Origin of the sequence: Nannocystis punicea (assembly GCF_026965555.1) — a bacterium.
GTDB lineage: Bacteria > Myxococcota_A > Polyangia > Nannocystales > Nannocystaceae > Nannocystis > Nannocystis punicea.
In genome coordinates, this window is the sequence record NZ_CP114040.1 from 3350458 (window position 1) to 3367440 (window position 16983).

Annotated in this window: 15 protein-coding genes; 9 read left to right on the forward strand and 6 right to left on the reverse strand. The window is 70.8% G+C overall.

The window, feature by feature from the left end; genetic code table 11:
• Positions 1-11: 11 nt before the first annotated feature.
• Positions 12-188, reverse strand: coding sequence for a DUF1328 domain-containing protein (locus O0S08_RS12780; protein ID WP_269039380.1), 177 nt, complete (start codon positions 186-188; stop codon positions 12-14).
• Between the two features lie 272 nt (positions 189-460).
• On the opposite strand from O0S08_RS12780, the gene O0S08_RS12785 reads away from it, so the two are divergent.
• On the forward strand, positions 461-1807 hold the full coding sequence (locus O0S08_RS12785) for a cytochrome P450 (protein ID WP_269039381.1): 1347 nt from the start codon (positions 461-463) through the stop codon (positions 1805-1807).
• Positions 1808-1925: 118 nt separating this feature from the next.
• Here the strand turns inward: O0S08_RS12785 and O0S08_RS12790 are convergent, their stop codons facing one another.
• Positions 1926-5510: an ABC transporter permease/M1 family aminopeptidase gene (locus O0S08_RS12790; RefSeq protein WP_269039382.1), complete on the reverse strand. Its 3585-nt coding sequence runs from the start codon at positions 5508-5510 to the stop codon at positions 1926-1928.
• Complete coding sequence (locus O0S08_RS12795; RefSeq protein ID WP_269039383.1) at positions 5507-6403, reverse strand: ABC transporter ATP-binding protein; 897 nt, start codon at positions 6401-6403, stop codon at positions 5507-5509. Before O0S08_RS12795 ends, O0S08_RS12790 begins: the two co-directional genes overlap by 4 nt.
• 159 nt (positions 6404-6562) lie before the next feature.
• Here O0S08_RS12795 and O0S08_RS12800 point away from each other — a divergent pair, with 159 nt between their 5' ends.
• Both O0S08_RS12800 and O0S08_RS12805 read left to right on the forward strand, forming a co-directional pair.
• Positions 6563-6874: a hypothetical protein gene (locus O0S08_RS12800; RefSeq protein WP_269039384.1), complete on the forward strand. Its 312-nt coding sequence runs from the start codon at positions 6563-6565 to the stop codon at positions 6872-6874.
• A 58-nt stretch (positions 6875-6932) separates the two neighbouring features.
• The gene (locus tag O0S08_RS12805; RefSeq protein ID WP_269039385.1) at positions 6933-7949 is read left to right on the forward strand and encodes a hypothetical protein; all 1017 of its coding nucleotides are present in this window, start codon (positions 6933-6935) and stop codon (positions 7947-7949) included.
• An 80-nt stretch (positions 7950-8029) separates the two neighbouring features.
• Here O0S08_RS12805 and O0S08_RS12810 read toward each other — a convergent pair whose 3' ends face one another.
• Positions 8030-9685, reverse strand: a complete 1656-nt coding sequence (locus O0S08_RS12810; RefSeq protein ID WP_269039386.1) for a formate--tetrahydrofolate ligase — start codon at positions 9683-9685, stop codon at positions 8030-8032.
• A gap of 181 nt (positions 9686-9866) precedes the next feature.
• The gene (locus O0S08_RS12815) at positions 9867-10514 is read right to left on the reverse strand and encodes a YiiX/YebB-like N1pC/P60 family cysteine hydrolase (protein ID WP_269039387.1); all 648 of its coding nucleotides are present in this window, start codon (positions 10512-10514) and stop codon (positions 9867-9869) included.
• A 208-nt stretch (positions 10515-10722) separates the two neighbouring features.
• Between O0S08_RS12815 and O0S08_RS12820 the strand changes: the two genes are divergently transcribed.
• The 6 genes from O0S08_RS12820 to O0S08_RS12845 are packed head-to-tail and all read left to right on the forward strand — an operon-like array spanning position 10723 to position 16415.
• Positions 10723-12738: an ATP-binding protein gene (locus O0S08_RS12820; protein ID WP_269039388.1), complete on the forward strand. Its 2016-nt coding sequence runs from the start codon at positions 10723-10725 to the stop codon at positions 12736-12738.
• Positions 12735-13379 carry an ATP-binding protein gene (locus O0S08_RS12825; RefSeq protein ID WP_269039389.1) on the forward strand — a complete coding sequence of 215 codons (645 nt, stop codon included), beginning with the start codon at positions 12735-12737 and terminating at the stop codon, positions 13377-13379. The genes O0S08_RS12820 and O0S08_RS12825 overlap by 4 nt, the downstream gene beginning before the upstream one ends.
• Positions 13379-13966: a SpoIIE family protein phosphatase gene (locus O0S08_RS12830; protein ID WP_269039390.1), complete on the forward strand. Its 588-nt coding sequence runs from the start codon at positions 13379-13381 to the stop codon at positions 13964-13966. Before O0S08_RS12825 ends, O0S08_RS12830 begins: the two co-directional genes overlap by 1 nt.
• Positions 13967-13970: 4 nt before the next feature.
• On the forward strand, positions 13971-14426 hold the full coding sequence (locus O0S08_RS12835; RefSeq protein WP_269039391.1) for an STAS domain-containing protein: 456 nt from the start codon (positions 13971-13973) through the stop codon (positions 14424-14426).
• 31 nt (positions 14427-14457) lie between these two features.
• Positions 14458-15585 (forward strand): STAS domain-containing protein, encoded by a 1128-nt coding sequence (locus O0S08_RS12840; protein ID WP_269039392.1) that lies wholly within the window; start codon positions 14458-14460, stop codon positions 15583-15585.
• Positions 15582-16415: an STAS domain-containing protein gene (locus tag O0S08_RS12845; RefSeq protein ID WP_269039393.1), complete on the forward strand. Its 834-nt coding sequence runs from the start codon at positions 15582-15584 to the stop codon at positions 16413-16415. Before O0S08_RS12840 ends, O0S08_RS12845 begins: the two co-directional genes overlap by 4 nt.
• A 110-nt stretch (positions 16416-16525) precedes the next feature.
• Here O0S08_RS12845 and O0S08_RS12850 read toward each other — a convergent pair whose 3' ends face one another.
• Positions 16526-16948 carry an ATP-binding protein gene (locus O0S08_RS12850; protein ID WP_269039394.1) on the reverse strand — a complete coding sequence of 141 codons (423 nt, stop codon included), beginning with the start codon at positions 16946-16948 and terminating at the stop codon, positions 16526-16528.
• Positions 16949-16983 lie beyond the last annotated feature (35 nt).

Sequence of the window (16983 nt, forward strand, 5' to 3'; positions counted from 1 at the left end):
GGCGAGCCGGCTCAGCGCGGCAGTTGGTCGCCGGCGATGAGGCCGGCCAGGAGCATCAGCGCGAACACGCCGAGGAAGATGTAGAAGAGCACCTGCGCGACGTCGGTGGCGGCGTTGGAGAGGCCGCTGAAGCCGAACACGGCGGCGATGACGGAGATGATGAGAAACACGAGAGCCCAGCGCAGCATGCGACGGTCCTCCTTCTCGCCTCGATACCCGAAGATGTGGACATCGCCAGGCATCGGGGCGACAGCGAGGACGGAGGACGCGGGAGGCCGGGGCGGTGGACGCGGGCGACGAGGCGAACGACGGCGGTCCGCGGCCGGCGCCAGAACGCCCGTAAACTGGCGAATTCGGCCGAGTCCGCCGGTTCGTGCGTTCGCGCCGGCGGCGGGGACGTTCGGTCCTCGTTGCCGTCGGCACGCCCGCCGGGCAGCATGCGGTGGTGACGACTCCTACCGTGTCCGCGCCGCCTCGTCTGCCGCCGGGTCGCTCCGGTCTGCCGTTCGTGGGCGAGTGGTTCCAGATCCTGTTCAACCCGCGCTTCGGCGCCGAGCGGCGGGCGGAATTCGGGCCGGTGTCGCGCACGCGCTTGTTCAATCGCGACATGGCGCTCCTGGCCGGGCCGGAGAACAACCTGCTGCTGTTCCGCGGCGAGCACAAATTCGTCGAGGCGACCTGGCCGGCGAGCACGCTCAAGCTGCTGGGGCCGAACACGCTGTCGACGCAGGAGGGCGAGCTGCACCTGCGGCGGCGGCGGCTCCTGGCGCAGGCGTTCCGGCCGAAGGCGCTGCTCGGCTACCTGCCGCTGATGGAGTCGCGGATCGCAGCCGCGCTCGATCGCTGGCTCGAACGCGGCGAGCTGGCGCTGTACCCGGAGATCCGCGCGCTGACGTTCGAGATCGCGGCGGCGCTGATGATGGGGGCGCGCGAGCGGACCGACCCGGCGCTGGTCCACGACTTCGAGACGTTCGCGGCCGGGCTGTTCACGATCCCCGCCGACCTGCCGCTCACCGCGTTCGGCCGGGCCAAGCGGGCCCGCCGGCGCCTGATCGCGCACCTGCACGCGGCCATCGACGCCCGCCTCCGCAGCGGCAAGGCCGGCGAGGACGTGCTCGGGCTGCTGCTCGCCGCCCGCGACGAGGACGGCTCGGCGCTCGGCCGCGAGGAGCTGGCCGAGCAGATGCTTGTGCTGCTGTTCGCCGGCCACGAGACGCTGACCTCGGGCCTGACCAACTTCTGCATGCTGATGGCGCAGCACCCCGAGGCCTACGCCCGCGTGTGCGCCGAGGTCGAGCGGGTCACGCCGCGCGGGCCGCTGACGGTCGAGGCGCTGGGCCGCCTGGCCGACACCGAGCGCGCGCTGGCCGAGACGCTGCGGCTGCAGCCGCCGGTGGCGGCGGCGTTCCGCAAGTGCACCCGCACCTTCGAGGTCGCCGGCTTCACGGTGCCGGCGGGCTGGCTGACCGGCTACCGGATCCGCGACACCCACCGCGACGGGGCCCTGTTCGAAGAGCCAGGTCGCTTCGACCCTGACCGTTTCGCAGTGTTCGAAGAGACATGTCCTCACGGTCGGGTCCACGCCCACGCCCACGAGGGCCGCTACCTGCCGTTCGGCGGGGGGGCGCGGATCTGCCTCGGGATGGAGTTCGCGCGCCTGGAGATGCGGGCGTTCGCGGCCCTGCTGGCGCGCCGCTGCGCGCTGACGCTGGCCCCCGACCAGGATCTGACGATGAAGCAGGTGCCGGTGCCGCGCCCGCGCTCGGGGCTGGTGACGCGGCTGTCGCCGCGCGGGCCGGCCCGCTGAGTCGGAGCGGCCTGCGCCGGCGCCTCGCGCCGCCGACCCCGGGGCAGAGCGGCGCGGCCGTTTGGAAGCTGTCCGGAGGGACATGAGGGGCGCGGGCCTCGCCGCGCCCCGCTGCGTGTCACACGCCCATGCGGTTGTCCTTGGGGGCGCGGTCGATGAGCTTGTTGTAGGGGTCGATGCCGACGCGCGCGGGCGGCTCGTCGACGAGGACCTCGATCTCGGTCTCGCCGTCCTTGAGCTTGCGCCGCTCGAAGAACAGCGGCTTGCCGAGGTCGAGGTCCTGCGGGCCGGGGACGCCGAACACGGCGACGTCGATGTAGTCGGCCACGGGCACCTCGGTCTCGTCGCCGAGCTCCGAGGCGCGCAGCTTGCGGGCGGAGACGGTGAAGCGGACCCTGTACTTGTCGCCGTCGGGCGCGGCCTCGGCCGAGACGACCTTGTTGTCGTAGAGGGTGATCGTCTCGAACATGTCCTCGAGGACGTACTGGTACTCGGCCGGGGTGACCTCCTTGAGGATGGCCATGAGCTCCCGGGAGGTGGTGAACGGGGGGTTCTGGAACCCGACCTGCTTGATGTAGCGGGCCAGGGCGGCGTTCAGGACGTCCTCGCCGATGTAGTCGGCCAGCGCGTACCACACCAGCGAGCCCTTCTGGTAGTGGATGTACTGCTGGTTCTCGTTGCGCATCAGCGGCAGCTCTTTCTTCTTCTCGTTGCTGCGGCCGCCGAGGTAGCCCTTGAGCTCGTAGGCGAGGAACTTGTGCATCTTCTCCTCGCCGTACTCCTGCTTCAGGACCATCAGCGCCGAGTACTGCGACAGCGACTCGGACAGCATGGTCGCGCCCTGGACGTTGGCGCCGATGACCTGGTGGGCCCACCACTGGTGGGCGACCTCGTGGGCGGTGACGTAGAACGGGTAGTCGATGTCCTCGGGGTCGCCGGGGCGGACGCGGGCGATGAAGCCGATCGCCTCGGAGTACGGGATGGTGTTGGGGAACGACTGGGCGAAGCTGGCGTAGCGCGGGAACTCGAGGATCCGGACCTGGCGGTGCTGGTACGGGCTGAAGTTGGCGGTGAAGTACGCGAGCGACTTCTTGATCGCGTCGATCATCCGGTCGAGGTTGTACTCGTGGCCGGGGTGGTAGTAGACCTCGATGTCGACGTCGTTCCACTTGTCGCGGCGGACCTGGTAGCGCGCCGACAGGAACGAGTAGAAGTTGAGGATCTTGCTGTCCATCGCGTAGGCGAAGCAGCGCCGGCCGTCCTCGGTCCACTCCTTCTGCAGGTAGCCGGGGGCGATGGCGATCTGGTCGGGGTCGGTGCACACAGTGCCGCGGAAGTCGATCCAGTCGGAGTCGTTGGCGATGTACGTGTTGGCCCGCGCGGCCTCGTCGTCGAGCGAGGGCATGCGCTCGCGCTCGGGCAGGCCGTGCTCCTTGCGGTCGTCGTCGTTGTCGAGCTCGAGGCCCCGGTTGTAGCCGATGCTCGGCGCGATGCCGTCGCTCGACACGAAGCTGCCGTTCTCGACGATGGCGGTGTCGCGGCCGCCGTTGCCGAAGCCCTCCCGCTGGTCGGCGAGGTCGAAGTGCAGCGTCAGCTCGGCGCCGGGCGCGAGCGGCTCGGCCAGGCGGTGGATCATGTAGCGCAGCCGCTTGTCGTCGTGCTCGACCTCGGAGGGGCGGTCGAAGCGGAGCTCGCGGATCGTCAGCTCGTCGCGCAGGGTCACGTGGACGGCCGGAATGGCCACACCTGACTTGTTGGCCAGGCGCAGGGTGCCCTTGAAGGTGCCCTGGCCGCGCGCCGGATCGAGGTCGACGCGGACGTCGGCGGCGACGATCCGCGGCTGCGGCAGGTGCTCGTACTGCTTGTACTCGCGCTCGTAGACGGCCCGCAGCTCCTCCTCGTCGTCCCTGTCGCGGAAGCGGTTGAGGCCGTGGGTGTTGTGGCGGATGAACGCGAACAGGCCGATGAACACCGCCAGGAGCCCGCCGGTGGCCGCGAGCCAGCGCGGGGTGATGCGCGCGCGGGCCAGCCGCAGGCGCGCGCGGGCGCCGTGGACCTGACCGCGGACCAGGAACAGCCGCGCGACCGCCAGCAGCAGGCCGGCGAAGGCGAAGTAATAGGCCATGAACCACATCCAGGCGCCGAGGCTCGGGCCGTAGCGGTTCATGTCGGAGTAGACCGGGTCGGGGAACTGGCTGTAGCGGAACAGGTTGTCGTGCACGCCCCAATAGCTGAGGACGAGCGTCATCACGTAGTAGGCGATGATGAGGCCGTTGGCGACGAGCTTCTGGTTGGTGACGACGTGGATGAAGAAGGCGAGCAGGGTGAGGAGGACGATGCCGGGGAAGGCGATGCCGTAGACGTAGCCGAGGTAGACGTCGAGCTCGAAGTGGCTGTAGCCCTTGCCGGCCTGGACGAGGATGCCCGCGAGGATCAGCGCGCCGCACAGGGTCGCCTCGACCGCCACGAGCGCGCCGACCTTGCTGGCGAACACCAGCGGGCTGCGCGTCGGGGTGGCGTCGACCAATTGATCGCACTTGAGGCCGCGCTCGCGCCACACCAGCTCGCCGGCGTACAGCGCGGAGATGATGACGAAGAACAGCCCGGAGCCGACGATGACCTCGACCATCGCGTAGGTCACCGGGTAGACGGTGGTGCCGTAGAGGAGGTCGGCGTAGAAGGCGTTGACGACCGTCATCTGCACGGCGATGGCGCCGAGCGCCAGGAAGGCGCGGTCGCGGACGATGCTGCGGTAGTGCAGCCCCATCAGCGCGACCACCCGCGCGAGCTCGGCGCGCGGGCCGGCGATCGGGGTGACGCGCGGCAGCTCGGCCGGGGCCCGCACCGCCGGGAGGTCGACCTCGACCCTGGCGGCCTTGCCGGGCCTCCGCGCGCGCGTGAACGCCTCCATGCGGAACATGCGATACGCGACCAGCAGGATGACGACGCCGAGGCCGATCCACAGCAGGCGGTTCAGCAGCAGCACGCCGTCCATCGGCAGGAGCGTGCTGTTCTTCTCGGCGACGGTCCAGAAGCGGTTGACGAGGTTGGTGGCGTTGAAGCCGAACGGGTCGAGCAGGGCGGCCAGCTGCTCCTGCTCGATGTCGCTGATGATGTTGTTGGCGATCGAGTAGCCGATGAAGAGGACGACGCCCTGGATGTAGACGGCGACGAAGCTGCGGGTCAACACGCCGACGGCGAAGAACAGGGCGCTGGCGAACAGGCCGGTCGGGACGACGTAGACGAAGACCGGCCAGAGATAGGTGCCGGGCGGGACGGGGCCGATCTTGTCGGCGTCGAGCCAGGGCATGTGCGCGCCGAGCCACAGGCCGAGCGCGCTGCTGGCGAGCACCAGCACCGTGACGAGGTAGGCGCCGAGGAAGCGGCCGAACACGAAGGCCGGCTTGCGCAGGCGCGTGGTGAACAGCAGCTCGTGGGTCTTGTACTCGAAGTCGCGCAGCACCGCGGTGCCGGCGATCGCCGAGGTGAAGATCGTGCCGATCAAGGTGAACACCATGACGGCGGTGCTCACCAGCCACGGGGCGTTGTTCAACACCTTGCCGCCGGCGCCGCCGAAGCGGACGACCTCGGTGGTCATGGCGAGGAAGCCGAACAGCGCCATAGCGAACGCGAACACGTAGGTGACCGGCCGCCGCAGGTGGTAGCGCACCTCGAAGCCGGCGAAGGAGAGGAGCTGGTTCATGCCGCCTCCGAGGCCGCGCCCTGGGCCGCGCCGGTGATGTGATAGAAGTAGACGTCCTCGAGGTCGGGCTCGACGGCCTGGAACTCGGGCCCCGGCGAGCCGTCGTGGAACACGTGGATGACCGGCTGCCCGGTGACGAGCCGGGTCGAGATGACGCGGAGCTTCCGCTGCATGTCCTCGAGCTCGGCCCGGGCCACGACGCGGCGCCAGATCTTGCCGCGCAGGCCGTCGATGACGGCCGCCGGCTCACCGCTGAACTTGACCTCGCCGGCGGCGATGATGGCGAACTCGCGGCACAGCTCGCGCACGTCCTCGACGATGTGCGTGCTCAGGATGACGACCACGTCCTCGCCGATGTCGGCCAACAGGTTCAGGAAGCGGTGGCGCTCGGTCGGGTCGAGGCCCGCGGTCGGCTCGTCGACGATGACGAGCTGCGGCCGCCCGAGCAGGGCGATGGCGATCCCGAGCCGCTGCTTCATGCCGCCCGAGAAGCCGCCGACGGCGTTCTTGCGCGCGGCGGTGAGGTTGGTCTGCTCGAGCAGCGCGGCGACCTGGGCCTTGCGCTGCTTGGCGTCGACGATGCCCTTGAGGACCGCGAAGTGATCGAGGATCGCCTCGGCGCTGAGGTTGGGGTAGAGCCCGAACTCCTGCGGGAGGTAGCCGAGCACGCCGCGCAGGCGATCTTTCTGCGTCAGGACGTCGATGTCGCCGAAGCGCACGCTGCCGCCGTCGGGATCTTGCAAGGTCGCAATCGTGCGCATGAGCGTCGACTTGCCCGCGCCGTTCGGCCCGAGCAGCCCGAACATGCCGGCACCGATCGTGAGGTCGACTCCGCGCAGGGCACGGACACCATTGGGATAGGTCTTCGAGAGATTGCGGATCTGGAGCTGCATGCGCGGTCCTGTCAGCCGAGGGTAACCCCGATGGTGCACCCTGACTGCGCTTGGAGCGGCCACCGAACCCGGCGGTTTCGCGCGCGCACGTGCGTTCTCGACCGGCGACAAGCCGGCGGCTATCGGCTACGGTGCCGGCGAATCAACGGAGGGTGGTGGATGCCAAAGGTCAGTAAGCGCGAATTGGAGGAGCTGGGCTTCGTCTCGTCGACCGACGGATACCTGTATCACTTCGGCGAGCCGCACAACAACACGCACCTGCACATCGGGGCGTACGGCTCGGGCTACAAGCCGCTCGAGATCAAGTACCTGTCGGCCAAGTTCGCCGACCAGGGCATCGGCAACTTCGGCTACTCGGCGGTCACCAAGCAGTTCAAGACCTACAACCTCGACGAGGTCCAGGGCCACGCCGAGGCGGTCGACGAGTTCCGCCGGGTCATCGCCAAGCTCAATGAAATCGTGACGAACTAGCCGGACGCTGGCTTGGGGGGCGCCGGCGGCTGTGCTATCGTCGGCGTATCCCTGGCTTATGCGACGCGGCGTCCGTTCCGTCCTGACCTGCGGGCTCGCGCTCGCAGGCTGTAACGACCACCGGTTCGGCTTCTTCCCCGGCACCGAGAGCGACGGCACCTTCGACCCGTCGACCGACTCGGAGACGATCGGGCCGACGACGCTGAGCCCGACGCTGAGCCCGACGACGGTCAGCCCGACGACGGTCAGCCCGACGACGGTCAGCCCGACGACGATCACGACGGCGACCGACACCGAGACGACGATCGACCCCACTGTCACGGTGACGACGAGCGGGCCGACCGAGTGCGGCGAGATCGTCCTGCCGGCGGTGGTGCCGATCCACCAGGTCGACTCGCTGCAGGCCAAGGGCGACGACTTCTCCCTCAGCTGCGGGGGGATCGGCGGCACCGACCTCGAGGTGGTGTGGACGGCGCCGGTCACCGGGCGGTTCCAGTTCGACACCATCGGCTCGACCTTCGACTCGCTGCTGGCGGTGCTCGAGGGGGTCTGCTTCGGCGGCGAGCTCGCCTGCGACGACGACAGCGGCGGCAACCTGACCTCGAAGGTCGAGGTCGACCTGATCGTCGGCCAGACGGTCACCCTGGTGATCGACAGCTTCGGCCAGAGCACCGCGGACGTGGTCTACAACATCACCCAGGTGCCGGTCGCCGACGAGTGCCCCGACGGGGTGTTCGAGCCGTTGGTGCCGCTGACGATCGACGGCCAGACCGCCGGCGCGGCCAACATCCGCGCCGGCAGCTGCAACGGCTTCGAGTCGCCGGAGATCGAGGCGATGTGGTCGGCGCCGTTCGACGGGCTGTTCGTGTTCGAGGTCGTCGAGGCCGACTTCGACCCGGTGCTGTACCTGCTCGACAGCACCTGCCAGGGCGGCGAGCTGGCCTGCAACGACGACTCCAACGGGCCGTTCCCGCAGATCGCGGTCCCGATGTTCGCCGGCCAGCAGGTGATCGTGGTCGTCGACGGGGTCGGCGGCCAGGCCGGCAACTTCGTGCTGTCGATCCACGAGGGCTGATGCGGGCCGTCCGTCGGGGCATGTCTCTCAGGACATGCGCGTGAGGGCATGCCCGAAGGAGCATGCCCCCCGAGACAGGCCTAGAGGCCGATCGCGGCGCCGGTGACCGGGTCGAGGTCCATGTCGACGGCGTTCGGGCGGGCGCCGAGCGCCGGCAGGGTGGTGAGCTCGCCGGTCAGGACGGTGGCGAAGCCGGCGCCGGCGCGGACCAGGACGTCGCGCACCGGCAGGGTGAACGGCTTCGGCAGGCCGCCGTCGGCCGGGTCGTGGGTGGTGGCCAGGTGCGTCTTGGCGACGCACAGCTGCAGCTCGCCGAGGCTCCACTTCTCGATCTGGTTGAGGCGCGTGCGCGCGGCCGGGGCCAGCTCGATGCCCTCGGCGCCGTAGACGTTGCGCGCCAGGCTCTCGAGCCGCGGCACGAGCGGACCTGTCCCTTCGTACTGGTAGCGCAGGTCGGTCGGGCGCGCGGCCTTGACGACCGCGCGCGCCAGCTCCTCGGCCCCGGCGCCGCCGTCGGCGAAGCCGGTGTGGACGGCGAAGCCGGCCCCGAACTCGCGGGCGATGCCCTCGACGACCGCGATCTCGGCGTCGGTGTCGGTGGGGAAGCGGTTGAGCGCGACGACCACCGGCGGGCCGAAGTTGGTGGCGATCCGCAGGTGGTGCCGCAGGTTGGCGGCGCCCTTCTCGACGGCGCTCACGTCCTCGGTGAGCACGGCCTGGTCGAGCGGCTTGCCGAGCACCGCCTTGGCCACGCCGGCGTGGACCTTGAGCGCGCGCACGGTGCAGACGACGACGACGCAGGCCGGCCGCAGGTTGCCGAGGCGGGCCTTGATGTGGACGAACTTCTCGAGGCCGAGGTCGGTGCCGAAGCCGCACTCGGTGACGACCCACGGCGCGCGCGTGAGGGCCCAGCGGGTGGCGATCAGGCTGCTGTTGCCGTGGGCGATGTTGGCGAACGGACCGGCGTGCAGCAGCACGGGCGTGCCCTCGCTGGTGCGCGCGAGGGTGGGGTAGAGGGCGTCGCGGAGGAGCACGCTCATGGCCCCGGCGGCGCCGAGCTGCTCGGCCCGCACCGGCGCGCCGCCCTGGTCGGGCCCGAGGACGATGTTGCCGAGGCGCCGCCGCAGGTCGCCGCGATCGTGCGCGAGGGCGAGGATCGCCATGACTTCGCTGGCCTCGTTGATCTCGAAGAAGGACTCGCGCGGGACGCCGTTGAGCGGGCCGCCCAGGCCGGTGATGACCTTGCGCAGGCTGCCGTCGTTGACCGGCGTGACCCGCGAGAAGGCGATCCGCGCCGGGTCGATCTTCAGCGCGTTGCCGTGGCGCAGGTGGGCGTCGAGCATCGCCGCGAGGAGGTTGTGCGCGGCGCCGACGGCCTGGCCGTCGCCGGTGCCCCCGAGGTTGATGCGATCGGCGGGGACGACCTGCGCCTTGCCGCCGCCGGCGCCGCCGCCCTTGGCCCCGAACACCGGGCCGAGCGAGGGCTGACGCAGGCACGTGAGCGCGGACTCGCCGATCCGCGACAGGCCCATGCCGAGGGAGATCGAGGTGACCGTCTTGCCCTCGCCGAGCGGGGTCGGCGTGACGGCGGAGACGACGACGAGGTTGCCGTGGGCGCTGCCTTCGCCGGCGGCGACGGTGTCGATCTTGGCGAAGTCGTGGCCGTAGGGGACATAGGCGCGGCTCTCGGGATCGAGGCCGAGATCGCGGGCGAGGTCGACGAGGCGGCGGAGCATCGCCGGATGGTGCCACACGGTCTCTGGCGCGGCGGGGCGACGGCCGCGGGCGTGTGGGCTGGGTCGCGTCGACGGCCCGCGCAGGAACGAGGATCCTTCGGCGTCGTCGGCGAGACCGAAGGCGGGGCACCGGCGCGGCGCGCGGCCGCACGTCGGCGGCGATGAGATCTCTCGTGATGCTTCAGGGTGGTCGGGGGAGGTAGCTGGTGCCGACGATCCGCAAGCGAGGATCGGCTGCGAGGCTGGCGGGTGTGAGGACGGGGACCGCTGCGAGCGCCGGCCGACACGCGGCGAGCGAGGGCGCGCCGCGGCAGGCCGGGTGCGATCGCCAGCGCCGCGTCAGCAGGCGTCGCACGGCCGCGTCGTCGAGTGCGAGATCCCCCAGAGGGCGCCACGAGCCGACCGCGACGTCGACTGCGGCGTAGGCGAGAACCACCAGCTCGCTACAGTAGAGGGCGTCATCACCTGGCGTAAAGGACAGATCGTAGGGACGCCCGAGGTAGCCGGCGGCGGCCGCGACCACGGCGGCGCGCGCTGCGGAGTCGAGGCCCGGATGGCGCAGGGCAGTGGCCTTGCCGCCGACGCCCCGGGCCAGCCAGTCCGCCAGCGGCGTGCGGCGAGTCGGGCCGACGGCCTCGATCACGAAGACGTCGCCGCCGGTGCGATCGACGATGCCGACGTGGGTGTAGGGGCTGGCGGTCGCGCGGGCGACGGCCACGGCCTGCGCGCCGCGCGAGGTGTGGAGCAGGATGTCGCCGTCTCGCAGCGCGGCGATGTCGAGCTGCGGGACCGCGAGCAGGCCGGTGAGCAGGGCGAGCCACACACACATGACGGTAGCAGGGCGGGGAATTGCGTGACGGCTCGCGCCGCGAGGTCGGGTGCGCCGGCCGAATGCGGACCGCGTGGCGAAAGCCGGGGAGGTCCCGAAGCCGCGGTCCAGGAAGGACGATGTGCGCTGCGGTCGCCGGGTGGTCGGTGAGCGTGCGCGAAAAAGGATCGCACACTGGGGATGCGTTCCCCCATACAATCCAACTCTCGTGTCTGACGGCGACACCCAGCGCGCGACGCGTGGCGAGGAGACGGCGATGTTCGGGGAGCGAGAGCGGGCCTTCGCCAGTTCGAGCTACGCGCGGCTGCTCGCTGCCAGCGACGCGCTGATCTTCGAGCTCGACCGCGACGGTCGATTCGCGGCGGTCAACGCCGCGGCCGCGGCGGCGCTGGGCCACGTGCCGGAGCAATTGCTCGGGGCGCGCCTCGTCGATCACGTGCACGCCGACGATCGCGGCGCGGTCGAAGCTGGCCTCGTGAACATGTTCGAAAAGCCAGGCGACGTGCAGGCCCTGCGGACCCGCTTCGTCCACCGCGAGGGGCGGACGGTCGCGCTGGCGTGGCACGCGGTGGTCGACGCCGCGGCCGGTCGGGCCTACGCGATGGCGTCGGACGCCGGCGGGCGCGAGCTGGCGGAGCGGGCCTTCGAGCGCGAGCACGCGGCCGCGGCCAGGGCGATCGCCGAGAGCGAGGCGCGGCTCGGGGCGCTGTGCGATCACATCCCGGCGATCGTCTACCTCAAGGACGAGGGCGGGTCGTACCTGTTCATCAACCGCTTCTTCGAGGCGCTGCTCGGCCGGCGGCGCGAGGAGGTGCTCGGCCGCACCGACCGCGACGTGCTGCCGGCGGCGGCGATCGAGGCGTTCTCTCGCGGCGAGACGCAGGTGCGCCAGCGCGGCGCGACGGTCGAGGTCGAAGAGGTGCTGCACGGCCTCGGCGACGGGGCGCGCACGTTCTACTCGGTGCGGTTCCCGCTGCGCGCGAGCGACGGCAAGATCGCGGCGATCTGCGGCGTGTCGACCGACATCAGCGGCCGCAAGTCGGCCGAGGCGCAGCTGGTCGAGCTCAACGAATCGCTCGAGCGCCGGGTCGCCGAGCGCACCGCGGCGGCCGAGGACGCGTCGCGGGCCAAGAGCGAGTTCCTGGCGCGCATGAGCCACGAGCTGCGCACGCCGCTCAACGCGATCCTGGGCTACAGCGAATTGCTCGAGGACGAGATGCGCGAGCGCGGGACGCAGACGTGGCTCGCCGACCTGCTGCGCATCCGCGCCGCCGGCAAGCACCTGCTGAGCCTCATCAACGACATCCTCGACATCTCGAAGATCGAGGCCGGCAAGATGCTGGTCCACATCGAGGAGTTCACGGTCGCGGGGATGATCGACGAGGTGGTGGCGACCAGCCGGCCGCTGATCGAGAAGAACCGCAACGCGTTCCGCCTCGAGATCAGCCCCAGCGTCGGCTCGATGCGGTCCGACCCGCTGAAGATCCGGCAGTGCCTCCTGAACCTGCTGAGCAACGCGGGCAAGTTCACCAACAACGGCCAGGTCGAGTTCAGCGTGGCGCGCCAGATCGTCAACGGCCGCGCGTGGATCCTGTTCCGCGTGTCCGACACCGGCATCGGCATCGCCCAGGAGAACATCGGCCAGCTGTTCCGCGAGTTCTACCAGGTCGACTCGTCGTCGACGCGCCGCTACGGCGGCACCGGCCTCGGCCTGGTCATCACGCAGCGGCTGTGCCACATGCTCGGCGGCGACATCCGCGTCAGCAGCCGGCCGGGGCAGGGCTCGCAGTTCACGCTCGAGCTGCCGGCGGTGCACATCGAGGCCGGCGGCTCCGAGGTGGCGCTCGAGCTCGACGTGCTCAGCGAGAAGGACGTCGCTCGCGCCCGCGTGGCCGCGCGCGAGCTGTGCCAGAAGCTCGGCGCCCGCCCGCTGTCGCTGCAGAAGATCGCCACCATCATCAGCGAGCTCGCGCGCAACATGGTGCTCTACGCGGGCGGAGGAAAGGTCGTGGTCGGATCGGTGGGCGCCGAACGAAAGTGCGTGTTCATCCGCGCCGTCGACGAGGGCTCCGGCATCGCCGATGTCGATGCGATCCTCGCCGGGCGCAAGGTCAGCCGCAACGGCCGCGGTCTCGGCCTCATCGGCACCAAACGTCTGGCCGACGGGTTCCGGCTCCACACCGGCCCGACCGGCACATGGATCGAGGCGGAGGTCAACCTGTGACCGATCTGCGAGGCAAACCACCAGGCGCTCCAGGCCTGGACGACGCCGCGCTGCTGTCGGTGCTCGCGCGCTTCGTCGGTACGGCGCGAGCACAGGGCATCCTGCTGCGCGCACGCACCGAGCTGCGCGGGCGGCCCGCGACCGACAGCCAGCTCATCACCCGGCTCGTCGAGGGCATGCGCGGGTTCGTCGGCGAGGCCGACTCCCGCAAGGCGTTCGCCGAGCTGACGCGGGCCGCGTCGCCCAAGACCATCGAGGCGATCGAGATCGACGTGAAGATCGAGGCGGACATCGCCCGCGCCCGCCTGGCCGCGCGCGACATCTGCATGGCCCTCGGGACATCCGCGCTGATCCTGCAGAAGCTGGCCACCGTGGTCAGCGAGCTGGCGCGCAACCAGGTGCTCTACGCCGGCGGCGGCAAGCTGGTCATTCGGCCATGTCCGAGCGGGCGCCGCTGCATGCACGTGGTCGGCAGCGACAAGGGCGGCGGCATCAAGAACCTGCCGGAGATCATGTCCGGCAAGTACAAGAGCCGCAGCGGGCTCGGGCTCGGCATCCTCGGGACCAAGCGGCTGTCGGACAAGTTCGAGATCGAGACCGGGCCCACGGGCACCCGGATCGAGGTCGAGGTGAACTACTGATGTTCACGACCGCCTATCGGACGAGCCCGAAGACGGGCGAGCGCGAGAACGGCGACGCGGTGCTCGTCCGCCGCGGCCCCGAGGCGATCACGCTGGCCGTGATCGACGGCCTCGGTCACGGGCGCCTGGCGGCGCTGGCCGCCCACGCGGCCGTCGATTGCCTCAACCGCCTGCCGCTCAACGTCGACATCGAGGAGGCGATGCGGGCGATGCACGAGGCGCTCCGCGGCACCCGCGGCGCGGCGGCGGCGGTGTGCCAGCTGGGCTTCACGCCGACGAGCACGCCGGGCACGGTGTCGTTCGTCTGCTGCGGCGTCGGCAACGTCGAGATCCGCTGCCTCGGCGCCAAGCTGCCCATCTTGCTCAGTCCCGGGGTGCTCGGCGCGCGCGTGCAGAGCTTCCGGATCTGCCGCGGCGAGCTGCCGTCGGGCGCGCGGCTGGTCATGTTCTCCGACGGCATCTCGCAGCGGTCGCCGCTCGATTCGCTGCGCAACCTCGACCCTGAACCCTTGTGCGACACCCTGATGCGCGAGCACCGCAAGCCGGACGACGACGCCAGTGTGCTCGTCTGCGATACCGAGGCATGAGGCCATGAAGACCTTCGAGAACCGCATCCCCGTCATTCAGCTCTGGCAGCGCATCGTCGTCCCCTTGCAGGGCGATGTGACCGACGAGACAGCCGCGTTCCTGGTCGACGACGTGCTGCGGACGATCCGCGACACCTCGGCGGCCGGGCTCGTCATCGACGTCACGGGCATGTGGACGATGGACAGCCACCTCTGCCACGTGATCGCCAACCTCGCGGCCGCGGCCCGGCTGATGGGCACGCCGACGGTCATCTGCGGCATGAGTGCGCCGATCGCCATGACGCTGCAGACGATGGGCGCCGACTTCCGCCTGGCCCAGACCGCGCTGACCCTCGAGGACGCGCTCGAGCGCCTCGGCGTCAGCGCGGTGGTCAGCGAGCTCGAGCCCGACGACGCCTTCGACGACGTGACCCCCGAGACGATCACCAGCGCGGCGTCCTTCGCCAAGTCCGCCGACTGACCTCCCTCCTCCTCCCTCCTTCCTCCTCGCCATGACCGCCCTCGCCCCAGGCAAGCTCGACATCGCCGGCGTCAGCCACGAGTGGGACCTCGTGCGCGGCGAGCTGAGGATCGGCGGCCTGCCGAGCGTGGCGATGTTCCGCGACTCGTCGCTGGCGCGGCTGATGTCGGCGTTCCTGGCGATGGTCGGGCCGCGGCGGTTCGCGCTGGCGCTGCAGGCCGAGGGGGTGCGCAGCACCGACGGCGACTGGACCGTCATCTCGGCGTACCCGACCTTCGAGCAGGGCTTCGTCGAGCTGGCGAAGTACGCGGCGGTGTCGGGCTGGGGCGGCTGGGAGCTGGTCGACCTCGACCGCGCGGCCAAGGTCGCGGTGTTCCGCGTGACCAACGGGTGGGAGAGCGTGCTGCCGCGCGACGGCAGCGCGTTCAACGGCGGGCTGGTCGCGGGCAAGCTGACGGGGCTGTGTCAGCGGCTGTTCGGGACCCTCTGCTGGCCGCGGCAGACGGCCTTCACCGGCGACGGCGACGCCTACGACGAGTTCGTGATCGAGGCCTCGACGCGCTCGCTGGACGACGAGATGCGCGAGCTGGCGGCCGACGATCAGGCGACCGCGGCCGACCTGCAGCAGATGCTGGCGACGGTGCACGCCAGTGCGGCGGCCCGCGAAGCGGCGCTGGCCGAGCGCGACCGGATGGTCGCCGAGATGCAGGAGAAGATCGCGCTGATCGCCGAGCAGCGGCAGGCGATCATGACGCTGTCGACGCCGATCATCGAGCTGTGGGACGAGGTCGTGGCGGTCCCGATCGTCGGGGCGATCGACGCCTCGCGCACGGCGCAGATGATGGAGCGGCTGCTCGAGGTGATCCTGCAGCGCCGGGCCCGCTGCGCCATCCTCGACCTCACCGGCGTCGACACGATCGACACCGCGACCGCCGACAACTTTCTCCGCATCGTCCGCGCGGTGAAGCTGCTGGGCGCCCAGGGCGTGATCGCCGGGGTCGGCCCGAGCGTCGCCCAGACCCTGGTCGATCTGGGCGTCGACTTGACGGCGATCCCCTCTTTCTCCAACCTCCGCGAGGCCCTCAGGGCCTTTATCGCCGCGCCGCGTCGCGCCGCGTCGTCCGCGACTATGTCGAATGTTAAGGAGCTGAGCCGATGAGCGCAGAGCCACAGTCCAACGTTGCGTCCTTCAAGGCGATGTTCGCCGGCCTCGCGGATTTCGCAGCGCTGGTCGAGCCGAGCGGGGCGGTGCTGCACGTCAATGCGTCCGGCTTGCGCCTGGTCGACCGCGCCTCCGACGAGCTCCCGGGCCTCTCGATCGACCAGCTGAGCGCGCACGCGGCCCAGCTGATCGGCGAGTGGATCCCGGCGGCCATCGCCGACGGCCAGTGGGAGGGCGAGGCCGAGCTGCGGCGCGCCGACGGCTCGTCGCTGCCGGTGCAGCTGACGATCGCCCCGGTCCGCGACGACGGCCGCGTCAGCGCGGCGGCCATCATCGCCCGCGACCTCAGCGAGGGCTTCCGGATCGAGGAGGAGCTGCAGCGGCGATTCCTGCAACAAGAGGCGATCACCGCCGCGACCTCGACTCCTATCATTCAGGTCTGGGACGACATCGTCACCATGCCGGTCGTCGGCCTGGTCGACAGTGTGCGCGCGGCCGACATGAAGAACACGCTGCTCGAGGCGGTGTCCCGCACCGGGGCGCGCTTCGCCATCGTCGACCTCACCGGCGTCGACACCGTCGACACCGCCACAGCCGACCACCTGCTGCGGGTGATGCGGGCGGTCCGCCTGCTCGGGGCTCGCTGCGTCATCACCGGCATCCAGCCCGCGGTCGCCCAGATCATCGTCGGCCTCGGCCTCGAGCTGCAGGGCGTGGTCACGCTCCGCAGCCTCCGCGAGGGCCTGCGCTTCTGTCTGCGCCGGCTCGGCTTCCGCGTCACCCGCGAGGAGCAGACCCTCGACCTCGCCGCCATCGCGGCCTCCTGAGCGAGCGCAGGGCACTCCGGCGAGCGCGCGGCGGCTTCGTGCCCCGCGCGCTCGGTCGTTTCGGCCGCTGCACGCCTGGCTGATGGGGCATGTCCTTCAGGACATGCGGCTCACGATCGGGTCGGGCGCACGAGGTAGCGGGTCGCGACGATGCGCTTGCCCTTGGGCAAGGCCTCCTGGACCAGGCGGTCGCTGAGGCGGAGCGCCGCTCCGAGGCCGCTGCCGAGGCCGCGCCGGCGCATCCGCTCCTCCGGCGGGATCGGGCCGCTGGCGGTGTGACCGTCGAGCAGCGCCGTCTCGAGGTCGGCGATCGGCGGGCTGCCGTCGATCGCGGCGACGACGAGCGCCGGGCCGTGCGGGCCGTTCGTCATCGCCAGATCGATCTCTCCGCCGCCTGCGTGGCGCACCAGGTTCCACGCCAGCTCCGAGGTGACCAGCGCGACCTCCTGGGCCGCCAGCCGCGGGAACCCCTCCTGCAGCGCGAGGCGTTCGGCTGCCACGCGGGCGCCGATCACGTCCGCTTCGGTAGTCACGCGGTAACGACCCACGACCGCGATACTATCACCGT